15 protein-coding genes and 1 pseudogene are annotated in these 19,163 nt (G+C 49.0%); 6 read left to right on the forward strand and 10 right to left on the reverse strand.

Translation table 11 applies throughout. The features are described 5' to 3' along the window. Positions 1 to 69 precede the first annotated feature (69 nt). Both GON22_RS10870 and GON22_RS10875 read right to left on the reverse strand, forming a co-directional pair. Positions 70 to 1,836, reverse strand: a complete 1,767-nt coding sequence (locus GON22_RS10870; RefSeq protein WP_160396118.1) for a sensor histidine kinase — start codon at positions 1,834 to 1,836, stop codon at positions 70 to 72. A gap of 57 nt (positions 1,837 to 1,893) precedes the next feature. After that, positions 1,894 to 2,577 (reverse strand): tetratricopeptide repeat protein, encoded by a 684-nt coding sequence (locus tag GON22_RS10875; RefSeq protein WP_160396119.1) that lies wholly within the window; start codon positions 2,575 to 2,577, stop codon positions 1,894 to 1,896. A 391-nt stretch (positions 2,578 to 2,968) separates the two neighbouring features. On the opposite strand from GON22_RS10875, the gene GON22_RS10880 reads away from it, so the two are divergent. Then, positions 2,969 to 3,910, forward strand: coding sequence for an ArsR/SmtB family transcription factor (locus GON22_RS10880; RefSeq protein WP_160396120.1), 942 nt, complete (start codon positions 2,969 to 2,971; stop codon positions 3,908 to 3,910). Between the two features lie 450 nt (positions 3,911 to 4,360). After that, positions 4,361 to 5,305, forward strand: a complete 945-nt coding sequence (glsA, locus tag GON22_RS10885; protein ID WP_160396121.1) for a glutaminase A — start codon at positions 4,361 to 4,363, stop codon at positions 5,303 to 5,305. Between the two features lie 135 nt (positions 5,306 to 5,440). On the opposite strand, the gene lepB is transcribed toward glsA, so the two are convergent. Both lepB and GON22_RS10895 read right to left on the reverse strand, forming a co-directional pair. Beyond that, positions 5,441 to 6,094: a signal peptidase I gene (gene lepB / locus GON22_RS10890; protein WP_160396122.1), complete on the reverse strand. Its 654-nt coding sequence runs from the start codon at positions 6,092 to 6,094 to the stop codon at positions 5,441 to 5,443. A 170-nt stretch (positions 6,095 to 6,264) separates the two neighbouring features. Beyond that, the gene (locus GON22_RS10895; RefSeq protein WP_160396123.1) at positions 6,265 to 6,798 is read right to left on the reverse strand and encodes an HXXEE domain-containing protein; all 534 of its coding nucleotides are present in this window, start codon (positions 6,796 to 6,798) and stop codon (positions 6,265 to 6,267) included. A gap of 559 nt (positions 6,799 to 7,357) precedes the next feature. Between GON22_RS10895 and GON22_RS10900 the strand changes: the two genes are divergently transcribed. The 4 genes and pseudogenes from GON22_RS10900 to GON22_RS10920 all read left to right on the forward strand — a co-directional run bounded on the left by GON22_RS10900 (position 7,358) and on the right by GON22_RS10920 (position 10,753). Then, positions 7,358 to 7,582, forward strand: a complete 225-nt coding sequence (locus GON22_RS10900; protein WP_006040330.1) for a helix-turn-helix domain-containing protein — start codon at positions 7,358 to 7,360, stop codon at positions 7,580 to 7,582. 161 nt (positions 7,583 to 7,743) lie between these two features. Further along, positions 7,744 to 7,833 (forward strand): annotated as a pseudogene (locus GON22_RS10905) (LuxR C-terminal-related transcriptional regulator); the annotation flags it as partial. A 1,170-nt stretch (positions 7,834 to 9,003) separates the two neighbouring features. Then, on the forward strand, positions 9,004 to 9,450 hold the full coding sequence (locus GON22_RS10915) for a GNAT family N-acetyltransferase (protein ID WP_160396124.1): 447 nt from the start codon (positions 9,004 to 9,006) through the stop codon (positions 9,448 to 9,450). A 175-nt stretch (positions 9,451 to 9,625) separates the two neighbouring features. Beyond that, positions 9,626 to 10,753, forward strand: a complete 1,128-nt coding sequence (locus GON22_RS10920; protein WP_160396125.1) for a S1C family serine protease — start codon at positions 9,626 to 9,628, stop codon at positions 10,751 to 10,753. A gap of 101 nt (positions 10,754 to 10,854) precedes the next feature. Here the strand turns inward: GON22_RS10920 and GON22_RS10925 are convergent, their stop codons facing one another. The 6 genes from GON22_RS10925 to GON22_RS10950 form a co-directional block, all read right to left on the reverse strand. Continuing rightward, complete coding sequence (locus GON22_RS10925; RefSeq protein WP_160396126.1) at positions 10,855 to 11,730, reverse strand: YhcN/YlaJ family sporulation lipoprotein; 876 nt, start codon at positions 11,728 to 11,730, stop codon at positions 10,855 to 10,857. Between the two features lie 662 nt (positions 11,731 to 12,392). Further along, entirely contained in the window at positions 12,393 to 13,376 is a 984-nt protein-coding gene (locus GON22_RS10930; protein ID WP_160396127.1) for a glycoside hydrolase family 43 protein, read from the reverse strand. Between the two features lie 24 nt (positions 13,377 to 13,400). After that, positions 13,401 to 15,467 (reverse strand): alpha-glucuronidase family glycosyl hydrolase, encoded by a 2,067-nt coding sequence (locus GON22_RS10935; RefSeq protein WP_160396128.1) that lies wholly within the window; start codon positions 15,465 to 15,467, stop codon positions 13,401 to 13,403. Between the two features lie 34 nt (positions 15,468 to 15,501). Further along, complete coding sequence (locus GON22_RS10940) at positions 15,502 to 16,428, reverse strand: carbohydrate ABC transporter permease (RefSeq protein WP_160396129.1); 927 nt, start codon at positions 16,426 to 16,428, stop codon at positions 15,502 to 15,504. An 11-nt stretch (positions 16,429 to 16,439) separates the two neighbouring features. Next, the gene (locus GON22_RS10945; RefSeq protein WP_160396182.1) at positions 16,440 to 17,360 is read right to left on the reverse strand and encodes an ABC transporter permease; all 921 of its coding nucleotides are present in this window, start codon (positions 17,358 to 17,360) and stop codon (positions 16,440 to 16,442) included. Positions 17,361 to 17,440: 80 nt separating this feature from the next. Next, positions 17,441 to 19,138, reverse strand: coding sequence for an ABC transporter substrate-binding protein (locus GON22_RS10950; RefSeq protein WP_160396130.1), 1,698 nt, complete (start codon positions 19,136 to 19,138; stop codon positions 17,441 to 17,443). Positions 19,139 to 19,163: the final 25 nt, after the last annotated feature.

Raw genomic sequence — 19,163 nt, forward strand, 5'->3', positions numbered from 1 at the left:
TGCTGCCCATTCTATAGAAAAGGCCTCCTACAGCGCGATTCGCCTGCAGAAGACCTTGTTAGAAACCGTTTAATAATGCGGAATTCGAACAGAAAATACGATGCATTGGTCTGACTCAGAGGTTACCTGCAGCGTTCCCTTGTATGTCGAAACAATCTGCTTCACGATCGGCAGCCCAAGCCCCTGATGCCCTTCGTCCTTATGCTTGGTGGAATAGCCGGGATCAAACAGCTGCTGCGCACACAGCACTGTCTCTGGCGAATCGCAAGTGTTGCGAATAACGAACGCGAGCTCTCCATTCTCCAGTACGCCCTCAAGCTGGATTAACCGCCGTTCCTCCGGGTACTTCATAACTTCATCGAACGCATTATCGATCAAATTGCCGATTATTCGGGTCAAATCAAGCGATTTGATGCCCAGATCCAGCTTATCCAGCCCACGGAACACACTATCAAACTGAATCTTCCGCTCCGCAGCTTGTGCAAACTTGGAACGAATGAGCGCTGCGATCGCCGGGTTGCCAATATTGATAAAATCGTTCGTCAATTGAATATCCCCGGCCAATTCCTTCGTATAGGCCTGCAGTTCAGCCGTCTTCCCAAGCTCAGCAAGCGAATGAATCGTCTGTACATAATTAAGAAAATCATGCCGTTGCGCCCGAACGGACACGAGCAACTGATTCATTTCATCCACATAAGTTAGCTGGGCATGTTTGGCTACTTGATCCTTAGACCGGCGGAAATAGCCCCATATGATCACGACAGCCATCATGCTGAGCACCGTAATAATGGTAATAATGAAGCCGATATTCAGAAACTGTTCATCAAGCGAATCCTGGACAAACTTATAATCCGACACAATGGTCAAAATATACCGGTCAAGCGATTGCCCATCCTTGCCCAAAATGCTCGAGCCTTTCGGGATTTGGACGGGAATAAACGTCTTCAGCACATGCTTCCCGTTCACATGCGTATTCATCGTAACCGTCCGGCCTGTTCGGTAGGACTCGTCAATGCTTTTCATATCACTATCGTTCTGGTACGTATACTTCCCATAAATAATCGGCTGCTGCGTGATATGCTCTACCCATTCGCCCACATCGTTTTTCGTAAGCACCGGTCCGCCCAAAGCGAATGTCTCAGGATTGAGGGCGGTAATCTCCAGCAGCGAACCATTTTCTTCAACCGCACGTTTAATCAGGCGATTCACGCCTGTTGCATCCTCATATTGCCGCATCATCGCATTGCTCACATAAGGATCAATCATGTAATTCGTCGAACCGTCGTGATAGTAGCCCCACTTATAAATTTTATCGACATCCGTTGATGCGCTCTCGAACGGGCCTGTCCAAAACTGCGGCAGCGTCTGGCCCCACTTGACGGACACCGGCTTTAGCGCAAACAGTTGCTGGAAAGCTTCATACCATGGATCCCATGTTTTGGAGCCGCGACTGAGCTCTTTCGGGTCTGATGATTTCTCGATAATTATATCGTCTTTCTCCTTGTTCGGCCGGAACAAGGAGATATGCGTAACGTCCAGCTTCCGCGATAGCTCGGTAAGTTGCTCGTTCGTTACTTTATCGATATCAGGATCAAGCGCATATTGCGCAGCAATGGACACTGCACGGAGCTCACGCCCGATCTGATTTTGGAACACCTCTCCTCCCAGCCGCGACTGCTCAATCGATAGCTGAATTTGCTTGGCAACCGCCAACATTTCATGGCGCATCCCGTTTTCGAGTGACCGTTTGGCCATGAAGTAGTAGACTGTGTTGTTAATCCCGATCAAGACGATGACTAAGATGATGGCCAACTGCCATCTATTGCGTCGCATCATTCGTTCGTTGCTCCTTTTTAAAGGATATATCGCACATCGCCCGAACCGTATGGCTAGTTATTGGGTCACACGGCCAAATAAGCTTAACAATGCCCAACGGCGTTCTTGCCGTTTCTTATAGCGGGGAAGCTGGCGATAGAGCCGTAACGACTCGTTCAGCGCTTGTTTCGCCTCGGCTTTGCGCCCGAGCAATTGATTCAGCTTCGCCAACCTGTAATAACCTTCGCACGAGGACGTCTGGATTTGTTGGAACGCTTCCAAATCAGCTAATGCTTTCGAAGCATCATGCTTGCCAATTAATGCCGCTAAACGCAAGTACGGCTGTCCGTATTTGACTCGCGGATTGATGGAAAGCGCCTTGCGAATGGCTGCTTCTCCCGCTCCCGCTTCACCTGTGTGTAACATTGATGTGCCCAAATCATCCCAGTATTCAGCTGATTGCTCGATAGACTCGCGGTCTTGGAGCGGCTCTAGCAAGTCTCTTGCTTGACGAAAGCTCCTCTTGTCGATTAACAGCTTTGCCAATTCTAGCTTGGCGGACAAGTCATTAGGATTCATATCCAACAGCTGCTTAAGCTTGCGGATACGCCCGAGACGCCGAATCGGTTTGACCAAACTTGGTGATAAGCCGACGAATCGGCGATCGATGATGTAAAGGATAACAACAAACGCGATAATGGCAAGAACCGGATTCCCAAAAATCGAAAGCAATAATCCAAACAGCAAAAATTTTCCGATCATTGTTCTCCTCCTGCATCCCATAAACTCAGGCTCTATCATAGCATAAAAACTAGGCACATCGAGAGAATATGCGCACAAATAAAAGTCAATTCAGCAATCGAATGCTTTCATTATTCGAATATATTATTTAATATTGTTACGATTAAATTAATAAATGTATTACGATATTGAAAAGAAAAGAAAAACTTACATTTCACTTGCGAATTGTTAGAGATATATAGAAAAATCTAGTTCCATTATAAGCAATTTTTCAATGTAAGCCTTCCCATCTAATTGCTTGTTTCCATATAAACTGTAGGTTATATTGTTCATATGAACATTAATTAACTTTTAGTACGCATCGCGCTTCCAACTTTTGATTCATTCCATTAATAATAGGAGAGCCAATCATATGAAAATTGATACAACCTTGCAATCGCTTCCGATCTACGAAGCGCTAGCCAGCAATGTACGGCTTCAGGTCATCAATTTGTTAGCGCGGCAAGAAATGAACATCAAGGAGCTCGCACAAGCGACTGGGCTCAGCAGCGCCATTATGACGATGCATGTGAAGAAGCTTGAGAAGGCTGGCATCGTTCAAGCGACGATGATTCCAAGCAAAGGCGGCATTAAGAAGGTTTGTTCCTTGGTCGCCGGAACGATTACAATCGACTTCCCCCGCAAAGGCGAGTGTTCGCCTGGACGCGCCTATCACCAAACGATTGTTTCCGTGGGCCACTACACCAACTTCGAAATCGAACCCACCTGTGGCCTCGCGACAGCGGAGAAAGTCATTGGCGAGTTCGACGAACCCCGTTGCTTCCTCGATGCAGAGCGGTTTAATGCCAAAATTATATGGTTCAGCCACGGCTTCATCGAATATAAAGTGCCAAACTACTTAATGAAAAACGAAACGCCAACGGAACTTGAAATTTCAATGGAGATTTCATCTGAGGCGCCCTTCACTAACCAGAACTGGCCTTCGGACATTGTGTTCCATCTCAACGGAGTTGAAGTCGGAACGTGGACAAGCACGGGCGACTTCGGCGGCAAACGCGGCAATTATACCCCAGACTGGTGGTGGGACGAAGTCAACCAGCATGGTTTGCTGAAAGTCATTAAAGTGACGGAAAATGGGACTTTCATCGACGGCAACCAAATCTCGAATGTTTCCATTCATAACCTGAACACGCGCGAAAAACAGTGGAATTTCCGCATCAGCATTAAAGAACGCTCCCCGTATGCCGGCGGGGTTACACTATTCGGCTCCGATTTCGGCAACTATAACCAAGACCTCGTGTTCAAGCTATATTACGAGCAAGATGAAGCGCCTAGCACGAATGCAGGCATCTAGTGCCGCGGATTGCGAATTGGATCGCCGCAGATTTCAGCCTGCATATATGAATCCGCATACATCACGCGTTTGCGCTAACGGACCGGAGAGCCGTTATTCATGGCGAAAACACAACATTTTGATTTTAACGGACTCCACGGCCGCTATTCCTCGCTTTTCCCTGCCTAATGTGTGATTTTCGAGCAAATAAGAGCCTATCGGTCCGTTAGATTTTTATATTGCCGATATTTCGCCAAATAACGGCTCTGGTGTCCGTTAGCCGCCCGCTTCTCCTTCCACGGCTCAGCTCGATGGCATGCTTACGAAATCCGAGAAGTATGGGCAGCGCCAACAGCTCCCCTTTTTCAGATCGAATCAGCATTTCGTATTGCAGAGCACAAAGCTTCCGTCTAGACTAGCAATAAGATAACAAAATGCGAAATCAAACGGATAAGCATGGGGGCTGTGATTATGAACGATCAATGGCGGCATTTAACCGCGAAGTTACCGGAATGGCTGGACGACTGCCGGCAATATGCCAAGCATGGCGAAGCCGCCTCCTACATACCCGAGTTAGCTAATGCACCAGCCGATGCGCTAGGCATCTCTATTCTAACGCCCGATGGCAGCATGATTGCAGGCGGCGACAGCGGCTTGCAATTTACAATGCAGAGCATATCCAAAGTGTTCACGCTGCTGCTGGCGCTCGTCGACCATGGCGAGGAGCATGTTTTTAGCAAAGTAGGCATGGAGCCTACGGGCGACGACTTCAACTCCATACTTAAACTGGAGCTTGTCGAGCCCGGCATCCCGTTCAATCCATTAATTAATGCAGGCGCAATCGCCGTATCATCGCTAATTAAAGGAAGCAGCGTGGCAGAACGAACGGAACGTGTGCTAGCATTCATTCGCCTGCTGGCGGGTGATGATGCAATCGATTATAACGAGGCGGTAAGCCGCTCCGAGTCGATTACGGCGCACCGCAACCGCTCGCTTGCTTACTTCCTGAAGGAAAATGGCGTATTGGACGAGCAGACCGCAGTCGAAGATGTATTGAGTGTTTACTTTAACCATTGCGCAATTGAAGTAACTTGCAGCCATCTCGCGCGGATGGGCCTCATCCTTGCTTGCGGCGGATACGATCCACTATCCGGGCGCCAGCTCGTGCCGCGCCGCTACGTGCAAATTGCCAAGACGTTCATGCTCACTTGCGGCATGTATAACGCCTCCGGTGAATTCGCAATCCGTGCAGGCATTCCCGCGAAGAGCGGTGTCGCAGGCGGCATCCTCGCTGTCGTTCCAGGGCAATACGGCATCGGCGTCGTCGGTCCTGCCCTCAATCGCAAAGGCAACAGCATCGCGGGAATCCGGCTGCTCGAAACGATGTCCGTCGAATGCGATTGGAGCATTTTCTAAAGCAACATAGGTGAGCTGCATCTCATATAGGCTTGCAGTTGGCCTGACAGGACCGCTTCATGCAGTGCCCGAAACAACGAATAGCCCCTTCCGCTGAATTTATTAGCAGAATGGGCTATTTTTAACCGGTTTTATTTACTTCTTCAACTGTCCCATAACTTTGCCTTTAATTAACCCTTCATTGATTGCACCAAAAATATTGCTTGATACCGAGCGATGCAGCGCATCCCCTAATAGGTAATAGCTGTCTTCTGGAATTTGAATTTCTTTAACATTTTGCGAAAAGTAATCTTGAATAAATGTTCGTGTTTCCTCTGTATCGGCCAATCCTGACTTCGAATCCTTTAATGAAGCTAGCACTTCCTTTTTCGTTAGGCCCCAATACATGACATGCCCATAAAAAGTATCCAACTTCTTGCCGTTGATATAATATTGGCCGTTCTCTATCGAAAAACGTTCACCCGGAAGCGCAATAACTCGGGCAATTTCAAATTCCCGTGGCGTTGCTCTAATTTTGCTTGCATCAAAACTAGGCACTTTATAATAAACAACATCCCCTCGGGCGACTTTATGAGAGCTGTAATAATCGCCATCAATCACTAGTTCCCCCTGGTATTCACCATGCTTGCCCGACATCCAGTCACTGCCTTCATTGTTGAATATCCACTGGCCACCGCTTGTATGTTCGAGCATTTCTACCCTTTCCTCCGTGATCGAATCTTTTATCGTGGAATCTGAGCAAGCAGATAAACACAACATAATCCCAAGGCATATGAATAACATCCTCATACTAACACCTCCCATTCATTGATTTTATCAAACCAAATTGTCTCAGGAGAAAATAAAAAAGGCGTGAGCACCGTCCGGTTAATTACCGAAATGGTTTCGCCGCCTTTAGTTATGCACTGAATGTTCGTATCGCATCCGATGCAGCTAACACCTGCGTGATTATCACCACTCTACGGCAGTATTTTTTGCGCTAACTTATGTCCTGCTATAATAAGCGGCAGCAAAAGAAAACCAATCGGCAAGCTTTTCACAATCATGTTCATTGACATCACTTCCGCATCGGCCATTCGATAAAGCAAATAAACGGAATAAGGCAGGGTGACGAGGATAGCCGTGACAACCCCTGGGGTATATTTTCGAACAATCAGGCTTTGCCCTAGATGGGTCAATACATGGATCAGCAGCACCACATTAAACCCGGCAAAAAACAAGTAAACCTCTCTCTCCGCAGCTAACCAAGTAGCAGGAATAAAAACGATAAACTCCAACGCAACCGCAAATGCAAACCGATCTGCGCGGACATTACCCATCTCCCTGAGCTTTCTTCGGAATACAGCTGGAACTGCATCTTGCATCTGATGGAAATTCCGTTTCATCCATGATTCAATCACAATAATTTCCTCAAAATCATGAATCATAAAAGCTGCAAGAAACAACCAGATTAAAGATTGCAAACTTAGTGCAGAATCGAGCCACGCTAACATGCCACACCCCTCTTATACCCGTTGGAATTGTTACATCGACATTATACAAGGCCTAATCTGTCGATTAATGTCAATTCCAGTCGCTTGTCCCCGCTAACGGACTCAGATGACGCTATTCAGCAGAAAAAACCGCGTGTTAGATTCTAACGGACTCAGGAGACGCTATTCGTTCGAAAACAACTGGTTTGTTAGAGAAATGGAGGGAATAACGCCTCTGGAGTCCGTTACAGCTCAAAAGTCACGTTTTTATGGCAAATAACGGCTCTCAGGTCCGTTACAGCTCACCGACCGCATTCAAGACCAGAAGGCCGGGCAAATCCAGTGTCCGGTGACTGCTACAGGATGTTCGCCCCATACTATGAGAATCGCCTACCGGTCGATCGGTCGTTAAATTGCCGTTGTCCCTGCCATTGCGAGCCCGATAATCATTCGCTCATTTTACAGCGCCCATTTTAACCATAAGACCGCACCATCCGTCCTTGGTTTTCATAATATAAGTTGACTGTATCCCTTAACCTTGTTAAACCATACAAACCCGAGCAAGGAGGGGTGACAAACTTTGAAGGGCAGCGACCACAAGAGCAAATTTTTATTGACGCATCGCGAACGTGAGGTATTCGAGCTGTTAGTACAGGACAAAACAACTAGAGATATCGCACAACAACTGTTTATCAGCGAGAAGACCGTACGCAATCATATCTCCAATGTGATGCAAAAGTTGAATGTCAAAGGTCGTTCACAAGCAGTTGTCGAGCTGATCAAGCTTGGGGAATTACAGATCTGATCAACGTTGATCGTATAGATCCTGATTCGGTTTTGAATCGGCCTTCTTGCCAACCTTCCCTCCGGGGAAGCGCGGCGGGAAGGTTTTTTTGATGTGCATGAGCTGGTTATCTCTATAAATACGATATGCTCCGTGATGCTGCGGGACGCTAGGCTTTCGAGCTGTTAGTACAAGACAAAACCATGAGAGATATCGCACAACAATTATTTATCAACGATAAAATTGTACGCAATCATATTTCCAATGTGATGTGAAAAGTGAATGTCAAAGTTCGTTCATAAGCAGCTGTCGGGCTTGGATTGAATTGAGGATACGAAAAAGAAAACCAAGCGAATGCTCATTAAGCGTCGCTCGGTTTTTGATTTTATGCTGGTCTTTTCTTAACACTCCAGCAAGAACAATGAAGTTTTCCTTTGGCGAAGGCGACGTCATGCTTGACCCATCCCCACTGCTTGGCTAATCGTTTTTTTGCGTTGAATGACCCACTTCATATGATGTCGAATATAAGCTCGACTTGGTTACTTCTGAAAAGCTTCATTTCCATCACACTCCCTTGGAAAAAGGCTCAGCCCGCAGAAAGTTCAAGGGTGTAGCTTCTACGGGCAGAGCGTGATGGCAAGCTTAATCTCTTGTAAAAGACATGTGATCCCTCCAAGAAAAACAATTAATCCGATTCATAACTCCGCATCGTTTCAAAATCAACCTTCCATTTAGCTTTCATCATAAAATCAATGCCGAGTATTCCATCGAAGCCGTAAGGCTCCTGAACTGACCCGAGCTGAATAGGGAATGTTTCCAATAGAACGTGCTCAATCATTAAATGAGAAATGACTTGTTCGTAACAGACTTCACTTGTTCCGCCTACTCCATACATTCTTTTAGCCCTGCCATGAATAAAATCAATGTCAATTCCGATTCGGGAAAGTAAATCCGTATCAAATATCGTCGCGGCACATCCTGTATCGAACAATACATTCGACAGTTCAATGGTCTGCTCGCTGCGTTAGGGTTAACGAGACAATCGGCAAACCATTGTGGAGATGTATGTTCATGTGTGTTGCCGCACGCCTGAGAATATTTCTTCCACGATCTCCACATCGGTTCGGCTGGTATGGAATACGTACAGTTCTCGTGAAGGGTATAACTTGTGAAAATATTTATATCCGCTCCAGGCTTCTTGCGGATTATCGTAATCTTGAATAACAGTCATATCCTCAAGATGTCGTAATTGATTGCTTGTACTAACTTTTCAAGCTTCTACCAATACAAAACAGCTTGGATGTTGTTTCATAATTTGTTCCCATTTCATCAGCAACACCTCGCTTAATCGTTCGATTCTATTATAACATAAGCATTGCAAGACAATTGGCTTCAACTTGCGCAATCCTTACCTTAAACAATCAAGGCGGTGGCATCTATTTATGAATATCATGGTTCGTAAAGCAAACAATACAGACCTTCCCCTCCTCGCCCACATGAACAAAGAGCTGATCGAAGACGAGGGCAGCCGAAACCCCATGACGGTGGCGCAGCTTGAAGGCCGCATGAGCGGCTGGTTACATAGCAATTGGAAAATCGAGATCATACAACAAGATGAAACGATAATCGGTTATGCCATCTACCAGCTTCGAACCGATGAGCTGTCCCCTGATGAATCCTATGTGTACCTTAGGCAGTTTTATCTATTGCGGGAATATCGCGGCCATGGCCATGGCACACTCGCATTAAACCAACTGATTCATTCTTCATTCCCTCCCGGAGCCAAAATAGCAATCGATGTGCTAGCCACTAACCCGCGCGGGCATAACTTTTGGCGCAAGTTCGGATTCGCACCGTACTATACCCGCATGAACCTAAAGCAAGATTAGGTTGTTGCCTATCTGGGACATAAATCTTCTCTATTCTTTCAACTAGCACTCAGCCTCGTTTTATGCTCCTTTTAGATTCATTTAAGACTCGATTAAGGTTCCTCCCTCATGATTAGGGTATCGAAACGTTGGACGATCAACAGATGATCGATACCGACGCAAGGAGGAACCTGACATGAAAGACAACCATAACGATCAGAACCGTAATTTCCTTACAAATAATTGGGTGGAAACGCATCAGGATGAGAGCGGCACGTATGTAACCCGCGGCGGCAAAGGTTTTGAACAGCTTTCGGCAGAGCAGCAACGACAGCAATACGCATACCAGCTGCTCCACACGAATGAATCCGCGCGGCCGCGCAAAAGCCGGTTCGTACCAATCGCGGCAGCTTTTCTCGCGGGGGTGCTGACGATTGGCGGAATGATGTATTCGGCGGATCGCTACAACTGGTTCAGCTCGCCTGCTGTCGTGCAAGCGGCGAACGAAGCGGCTGGCCAGGCGGCTGCCGGCCAGGGTGCTGGCATTACAACAGCTTCTGCTTCCACTGCGGCCAGCACGGGCAATATTTCTAGCATCTACACCGCAGCCAGTCCAGCCGTTGTGAAGATCGAGACTTTCGTGCAGCAACGCCAGAGCATGCGGACACGCGGCGGCATCTGGTTTGACCCAAGCAATGGCGGCCAAGGCCAAAACCAAGATCAAGGCCAAGAATCAGCCCAAACCGATCAAAGCAACCTTCAGGCGGTTGGCATAGGAACGGGATTTATTTTTGACAGCTCAGGGTATATTATGACGAACCAGCATGTGATTGCAGACGCGGATGAGGTGCAAGTAACGCTGCAGGGGGAAGGCACGCCTTATACAGCAAAGGTCGTTGGCACGCGTGAAGATATGGATGTAGCCATTCTCAAAATCGAGAAAAAAGACGGCTCGTCCAACTTCCCATCCGTTCAAATCGGAGACTCGGACAAGCTCAGCATCGGCGATATGGTCGTTGCAATCGGCAACCCTTACGGCTTTGACCAAACGCTCACTGTCGGTGTTTTAAGTGCCAAGGAACGCCCAATTCAAATCCAAGACGGCAATACGGTGCGCAGCTACGAGCATCTGCTGCAAACTGACGCTTCTATTAATCCCGGCAATTCAGGCGGACCGTTGCTCAATGCTGACGGGCAAGTCATTGGCATGAATACAGCAGGCGAATCGGAGGCGCAAGGCATCGGCTTCGCAATACCGGCGTCAACGATGAAATCGGTTATTCAAGAGCTATTGCATCCAGTATCCAATGGCACGAAATTATAGGTTTTATACTCCCCAACATGACGCCAAATAAACCAGAGCCCTGCGCCGTTCAACCGGCACAGGGCTCTGTCTATCTGAATATAAAATGAGTCCGCTCGCCGTTAGCGGCGCGTTCCTGCTTCAGCTGGGAACAACCGCTCTACCATCGCATTAAACTCGGCTACGAAGCCTTGGATCGGGTGGCCAGCTTTTACATCATTCCAATACCCGCTCATTCGGTCAACGAAATCGGCGTTCGCCGATACATAAACGTTATTAACGTTCGGGGAGATTCGTTTGACCTCGTCTGCGATTCGATTTTTGAGCGCATCCGTCAATTGAATATCTGCATTCGCTGCTGCTCCGCCATCTGTGCTATACATGCCGTAGCCGTGGCCGCGAACGCCGCTGAATTCCTTCATCCCATAGCTATTCGTCGAATAGGTGTGACGGCGTGATGGCGTAATATAATCCGTTGCTCCGTTGTTGCTGCGTACACGGAACGAATCATAGCCTGGCGTAGCCGTGTTGCTGTCAAATCGGGTGATGTCGCGTGAGCCTACGCCATTCATCTCACCTACGTAATTTGTCCCGCCTACATTGGAACGATGGATCGTATTGGAACCCCCGGCGCTAAGACCATCGCGAAGCGATACCGCAACATAAGCATTATGATTGGTCAGCATCACGTTCGCGGTTTTGATCTCAGGGATTTTGGTCAGCCGGTTTGCGATATTCTCGCTCATATCCAGCCGATAATTATCATGCTTTCCGACAATATTATTGCTGTTGAGCCTGCGCCCATCGACGCGGTTCATCTCATTCATTTGGTCATCCGCAAACCGCTTGTTAAGAATTTGATTGCCATTCATGTCATAACGCACACTATTGGAATGAAGATCGCTACGATTGCCCAATTCCCCTTGATTGGCACCACAACCCGCCAGCACAGCACCAAGTGCGACAGCCGTCGCAATTACTTTGAACTTACGTTGCATGTTGTTCCTCCATTCGGATATGAGGTGAGGGATAATCAATGCGTTTCCGTCTATTATCGTTGGCACAATCCCGCTTCTGTATGCTGGTGGTCGGATGGCAATCTGCCCATAGCCCATAAAAAAAGGACGCGATTTTGATCGCATCCTCGAACAATTATGCTGATTGGAAACTAATCATAAAGCAGTTGTATAGCTAAAGCGCGATTCACGTCATCTACGGGGCAATAGATGGTGATGCCGGACCTCATTCCACGAGAATACGCTGACTGCCCTAGCAAAGCGCTCGCCATCGGAAGCCGGCCGAACAATCAGCCGTTGCAGCAGTTGCTCTAACGGACCCAGGAGGCGTTATTTGGTAAAAATAAAGCCCTTTCTGATTCTAACGGACCGAGCGGCCGTTATTTGCTCCAATTGTCACTTTCGAGGCTGCAAAACCACCCAATAACGGCGCTGGAGTCCGTTACATTTTCAAAACACGGTTTTTGCTTGAAATAAGGGCCCTCGAGTCCGTTAGAGTTCAGCCAGCGGCAGCGGCGATGGCGACGGCAGCAATACTGCAGCGCGACGGCACGGCGACAGCAGCACGCAACCACTAACAGCGGCACAGCACACCAGCTGCAACACAACGTCAGTAGCAGCAGCAGGCCCAGTGGGCCGCCACGCTAGCTCCCGTACGGGTCAATCGGCACAATCGTGCCGTCCTCGTTATATGCAAGCTCGGTGAATTTAACGGAGCGCTTATTGTCGGCGCCGCCGGACAACGAGCTGTCATGATAGAACAAATACCATTTGCCATCGAACTGGACGATGGAATGATGCGTCGTCCAACCGAGGACTGGCGTCAGAACCGTCCCTTGGAATACGAATGGCCCTTTAGGATTGTCGCTAATTGCGTATACGATCTTGTGTGTAGTGCCCGTCGAATAGGACAAATAATACTTCCCATTATATTTGTGCATCCACGGCCCTTCAAAATATCTGCGATCTTCATCCCCTGCCAGCAAAGCATTCCCCTGCTCATCCACAATCGCAATCTCGACAGGCTGCTCCACAAATGCCAGCATATCCTCGCTTAATTCCGCCACTCTTGGCCCAAGCGCAGGCTGGCCGGGCGCAATCTCTGCTGGTTCGTTCACATACTCATCCGTCTGCCACTTCTCCAGCTGTCCGCCCCATAGGCCGCCAAAATACATATACGCACGGCCGTCTTCGTCCACAAACACCGCCGGATCGATGCTAAAGCTCCCGGGAATATAATTAGGCTGAGGCGAGAACGGGCCAGAAGGCGATGCGCTCGTCGCTACGCCAATTCTAAAAATGCCATCATGGTCCCGCGCAGGGAAAAACAAATAGTACGTATCGTTTTTATAAGCTGCATCCGGCGCCCACATTTGTTTGGAAGCCCAAGGCACATCCTTAACATGCAGCGCCTCACCATGGTCCACGCACTCCGATTCTGGATTTTCCATCGATAGCACATGATAATCTTCCATGTCGTACTGGTCACCGTTATCGTTGGATTCTTTCACGTGATCAAGGTCGTGGGAAGGATAAATATAAAGCTTGCCATCAAAAACATGCGCCGACGGGTCGGCCGTATAAATATGGGTAACCAACGGTTCGTTGCGTTTCACCTTGTTCGCCATTCTGCATTCTCCCTTTCCTGGATGCTAGTAAATCGTTCGTCCCCAAGCATCCGCTATGCCGCTTTTGCGGTAAAAGTACGTATTGATCCGATCGCGCCATTCCTTCGCATGCTCCGCTTGTTCAAGCAGCCTTGCCTCTGTCTGACGATAGAGCCCGGCAGGCATTAGGTGCCGAAGCGCCTGCCACTTCTCAGCAAGCTCCGCCGCACGCTCCGCGCCATCAAAATGCGTGTTATAAATATGCTGGATCACCGTGACGCCCGATTGCAGCTTGTGGGTATAAGGCACGTGATGGAAGAACAACAGCAGTTCATCTGGGCAACGGCCCAGCGACTCATACATCTTTGCATTATCTCCAATATATTGCCCTGCATAACCGGTTCCCGACGCCACGGTCCTGTCCACGCCGACCCCATCACGATCAGCAAAATGATACGTTCCCCATTTGTCGTACTCATAGCCATCCACGTTCGGGCCATAGTGATGATCGGGATTTACCATCCATCCAACGCCAAGCGGCGCCGTGTAGGATTCATATATATCCAGCGACTCCATCATCATGCTGCACACGGTGTGTACGGCTTGTGCATTCGGGCTTATCGCTTGCGCTGCCCACTCTGCTGCAATTGCTTCTGCGGTTAGCTCTGGGTTCCAGGCCAGCCGGCCATAACCGTACAGATTCGCTTGGGCTAACAAATGTCCCGTCCAATTGCCGTCGCAGCCAATATTAGATACAGCCGCAAACCCGCCATAAGGCCTGCCGAAGAATGTTCCATCCACGATCCGCTTCACCGGCGAGGCCTCGCCATGCGCAAGTGTATCGAAGTCCAGCACGGCCTTCCATTGAGGAACCAAGTAACAGAGATGCAGCTGCTGCCCGGTGTACTCCTGCGTGATCTGAAACTCAATCAGCTGATTGGTCCGCTCCATGGCACCGAACAACGGGGAAACCGGCTCCCGCACCTGAAAATCCATCGGGCCGTTCTTGATCTGCAGCAGCACATTGGAATGAAATTCCCCATCAAGCGGCATAAAATGGTCATACGCCGCTCTTGCCCGGTCCGTGGACCGGTCCCGCCAATCTTGTTTGCAATCGTAGACGAAGCAGCGCCAGATCACGACTCCCCCATAAGGCGCAAGCGCCTCAGCCAACATGTTCGCACCGTCCGCATGATTGCGGCCATACGTGAATGGGCCAGGACGGTTCTCCGAGTCGGCCTTCACCAGGAAACCGCCAAAGTCGGGAATCAAGCTATATATTTCGGCTCCCCTCTCCTTCCACCATTGCCGGACATCCACCTCAAGCGGATCGGCTGTAAGCACTCCCCCAACCTCAATCGGGCTGGCAAAATTAATGCTTAAGTAAAGCCTTATGCCATAGGTTCGGAAAATCGCAGCGAGTTCAGCTATACGCGGCAAAAACGCCTCCGTTATAAAATGTGATTCCAGCCGATGAACGTTCACGTTGTTGATCGCAATTGCATTCATGCCAACCGAGGCCAGCAGCCGTGCGTAATCCCGAATGCGTTCAGGGTTGAACACAATCTCGCCGTCCGCATAAAAAATCGATTTCCCCGCATAACCACGTTCAATGCTGCCATCTACGTTATCCCACTGGTTGATCATCCGTAGTGCATTGGCTGGCCTCTCGATCACGCTCAAGTTTTCCATTTTATTCCCCAGCGCAAGCAGCCGCAGCAAATGAAACGCGCCATACAAAACGCCCGCAGGCGTGTTTGCGCCAATCGCCGTAAGCCCCGCCGAAGCTCGGATCACGAACCCCTCCGGCCCTAACTGTCCGGTAACATCCCCGCATATCGCCTGAATCCGCACGTTGCCTTCGATTGTTCCGATGATGATGCCTTGTTCGATATATTCCGGCTCGATCAAACGCGGCTCTTGGCCAAGCATTGCCCCGATCCCGCTAACCAGCTCAGACACAGCTGCCACAACGGTTTCATGATGCTCGCTTGAAGCAATCCACCCGTATCGCGTCGCCTCTTGCTTGCGCTGTACAACATCCTCACGGGCATGCATCGCAAGCCAAGCTTTATAGCCGGCTAGATTAACGTTCGCTTGTTGGCTGCCCATCTTCAAGTCACCTTCTCTTTCAATTCATTCGTCGCTATCCCTTCACGCCGCCAAGCGTTAATCCCTTAACAAAATACCGCTGCAAAAACGGATACACCATAATAATCGGAAGGCTGGCTACGATCGTCATCGTGGAACGAATCGACGTCGGCGTCACGAAGTTAGCCGAAGACGAACCGGAACTTGCGAAAGCACCGCTCGCATCTGTGCCGCTGACAGACGCATTCGAGTTCTGCAGCATCTTCATCAGCTCATATTGCAGCGTACTTAATTCCACATGTGAAGAGTTGTACAAAAACACGTCGAACCACGAGTTCCAATGGTAAACTGCTGTGAACAGCGAAGTTGTCGCCAATACGGGCATCGTCAGCGGAAGCACGATACGCAGGAAGGTCGTAAATTCGCCTGCGCCGTCGATACGGGCCGATTCCATAATGCCATCCGGAAGCCCTTCAATGAAGGAACGAATAACGATAATGTTAAAGACGCCAAGAATGCCAGGGATGATATACACCCAGAAGCTGTTCATTAAGTGAAGCTCCCGGATGAGCAGGAAATTCGGAATGAGCCCGCCGTTGAAATACATCGTCAGAATGAAGGCCAGCGTCACAAACCGGCGAAGCACGAACTCGGGACGGCTAATCGCATAAGCGACCATCGCCGAACAGAACGTCGAGATGATCGTGCCAAGAACTGTCCGCAGAATAGAGATGCCCGTGGCATGCAGCACCGTCGATTCCTTGAACACATACTGGTAGCTGTCAAAGGAAAGGACACGCGGCCAGAAATAAATCCCGCCCTTTACAGAATCACTCGCATCGTTCAATGATACTGCGAGCATGTTAATAAAGGGGTAGACCGTCACGATCATGAGGCAAATCATGAACGTGACATTGAGAATATCAAAGACACGATCGCCTACGGGTACGCGGCGCTTGAATGATTTTGCTGCTAATGCCATAGTGGTCCCTCCTAGAACAGTCGATCTTGGCCAAATCGCTTAGCGATGTGATTCGCGGAGAATAATAAGATGATGCTGATGACGGTCTTGAAGATCCCTGCGGCTACGGATAAGGAATAGTTGCCAAGATTCATGCCGTATTTCAAAATGAAAATCTCCAGATTTTCAGAATAGTCGATGTTTAGGCCGTTCCCGAGCAAATACTGCGGTTCGAAGCCCGTCTCCAAAATTTGGCCGAGATTCATGATCACAAGTATCACGATGACAGGGCGCAGCCCCGGAAGCGTAATATGCCAGATGCGGCGAAGCCGGCTTGCGCCGTCCATCTCTGCCGCCTCATACTGGGACGGATCAATCGTAGTCATTGCTGCTAGATAAATAATCGTATTCCAGCCGATATTTTTCCAAACTTCAGATGCCCCCATGATGCCCCAGAAAAACTGCCCTTTGCCAAGCCACAGAATGGGTTCGCTGATGAACCCGAGCTTCATAAGCAATACGTTAACGACACCGCCGTCTGCCGAGAGCGCTGTCTGAATGATCGTGGCTGCCACAACCCACGAAATAAAATGCGGCAAATAACTGATCGTTTGGACGAGACGCTTGAAGATCGCATGTCGCAGCTCGTTAAGCAGCAGCGCCAAAATGATTGCGGTTACAAAACCAAGCACGAAATTGATAAGGCTCATCGCTAGCGTATTGCGAAGTACAAGCAAGAAACGGTCATCCTGAAACATAAATCGGAACTGCTTTAAGCCCACCCATTGCTGATCGCCGAACGCTTTGGCCGGTTTATAGTTCTGAAATGCGATCGTCCAGCCCCAGAGCGGCAAATATTTGAATACAAAGAGCCAGATCAAGAAAGGCACAGTCATTAACACAAGCACGCGCTGGCTATTCAGCTTCTTCACCAGTTCTTTGGATTTGCCCATCATTCCACTTCCTCTTCATGATGCTGGAGGGCGAAGGGGGCAAGCCCCCCACGCCACCGCCATATCCGTACATCGTTTCATTATTTGCCTTGGATTTTTGCGACTTTCTTTTTGATCTCATCGCTCATCGTTTTTTCGTACTCATCGACCGGCGTTTTTCTGTATTCCTTCACATAGTCGTTCCAGATGCCTTCGAAGCCCTCTGGTTTTGCAAGCACAAGCTTCGCAAAATACTTCTTCTGCAGATCAGTCTGCTTCACCGTGAAGATTTGGGCCGGTGTGCCTTGTTCCAGTGCGATACTCCAAGCTGGATACCAAGGGCGAGCGTCAGGTGCGGAGAACAGTTCAGCGTATGTCTGTACGCCGTATTTCGTAAGGCGTTCTTTCTCTTCTGGCGTGAAAGATGCTTGCGCTACTTCCGGCTGTCTGCCAGGATCAACCGAGTTGCCATCTGGATACGTGGAGCCTTGTCCATACATTGGCCAGTAGTAAGCATAGTAACTAATGCCGACTTGGCGGGAGTAATCATTGTCTTTGAGCTTCTCGATTTGTTCTGCAGTACGATACAAGCGGCCTTTGTCGTCCACTTCGTACGTTTCGCCTTTAATGCCCCAACGCGTCAGTTTCTGGTTCTCGTCTGTAAGCATGTTATCGAAGTACTTGATGATGCGAACCGGATCGTCCGCGCTTACCGTAATGCCAATGCCGCGATTATTAACGAAAGCCGGCGGGTCTAGATATTGATCCTTCACATTCTCGTCGAATACGATCGGCAGCGGGAAGTATTTCAGGTCATCGTTGCCATTCTTGTTCAATGTATTGAACGCTTGCTGCGCCTGCCAGCCGTAATCGAAGAATCCGAGCACTTTGCCGGATGTCAGTTTCGCCAAGTATTGGTCGTAGTTGTCGACGAACGACGATTTATCGAACAGCCCTTGCGCATTCAGATCGTTAAGTGTCTGGAGCCAACGCTTCGTGCCGTCGTTGTCGCCGTACACTTTAGCATCCATCGTGTTCAAGTCGACCTGCACGCCGCCATCATTCGGGTAGCCAGCCAAGTGGTTCGGCGGATTGGTCGTATCGAAGAACCGCCAGTCATGCGTCAGCGACGTCATCCCGATCAAATCTTCGCTCTTATGCTTCTCGCGATAATCGGCGATCAGCTTCGTATATTGATCTAGCGTTTTGATTTTCGGATAGCCCGCTTCCTTCAGCACGCGGTTCTGAATCCAGAACGCGCCTTGGTCAATCGTCGGATTCGGTTTATATTCACCTACAAGCGGCGAGAACGGCAGGAAGTATATGTTGCCGTCATCCGCTTTCATCAGGTTGAAGTATGGCTCATACACTCGTTTGATGTTCGGTCCATATTGCTCAATCAAATCATTCAGCGGGATGAACGCGCCTGCATCAAGAATCTTGTCAATGCCGGCATCCGGTTGAATGACATCCGGATATTCGTTACTGGCAATCATCGTGCCGATTTTCGTTTGAAGATCGCCGACTAGAAACTCTTGCTTAAAGTTAATGCCTGTTTGGTCCTCCAAAACTTTGCCAATCTTCGTTTTATTCGTATCGATGTCTTTGTTTGCGGTTGCATTAAAGTAGGTGAACGTGACGGGTTCCGGTTTGGTTTCTTGCTCTTTCGTTGCCACCGCTTCTTCGCCATTGCCCGTTTTTACTGGTTCAGCCGTGCCGGAGCCGTTGCTTGAGCACCCAGAGATTGCAACTGCGAATGTCGCAGCGAGCATTGCTGCCAACCATTTTTTATTACGCATGAATGCGCTTCCTCCTTAACAACCT

Origin of the sequence: Paenibacillus sp. MMS18-CY102, from assembly GCF_009789195.1 — a bacterium.
Lineage (GTDB): Bacteria > Bacillota > Bacilli > Paenibacillales > Paenibacillaceae > Paenibacillus_T.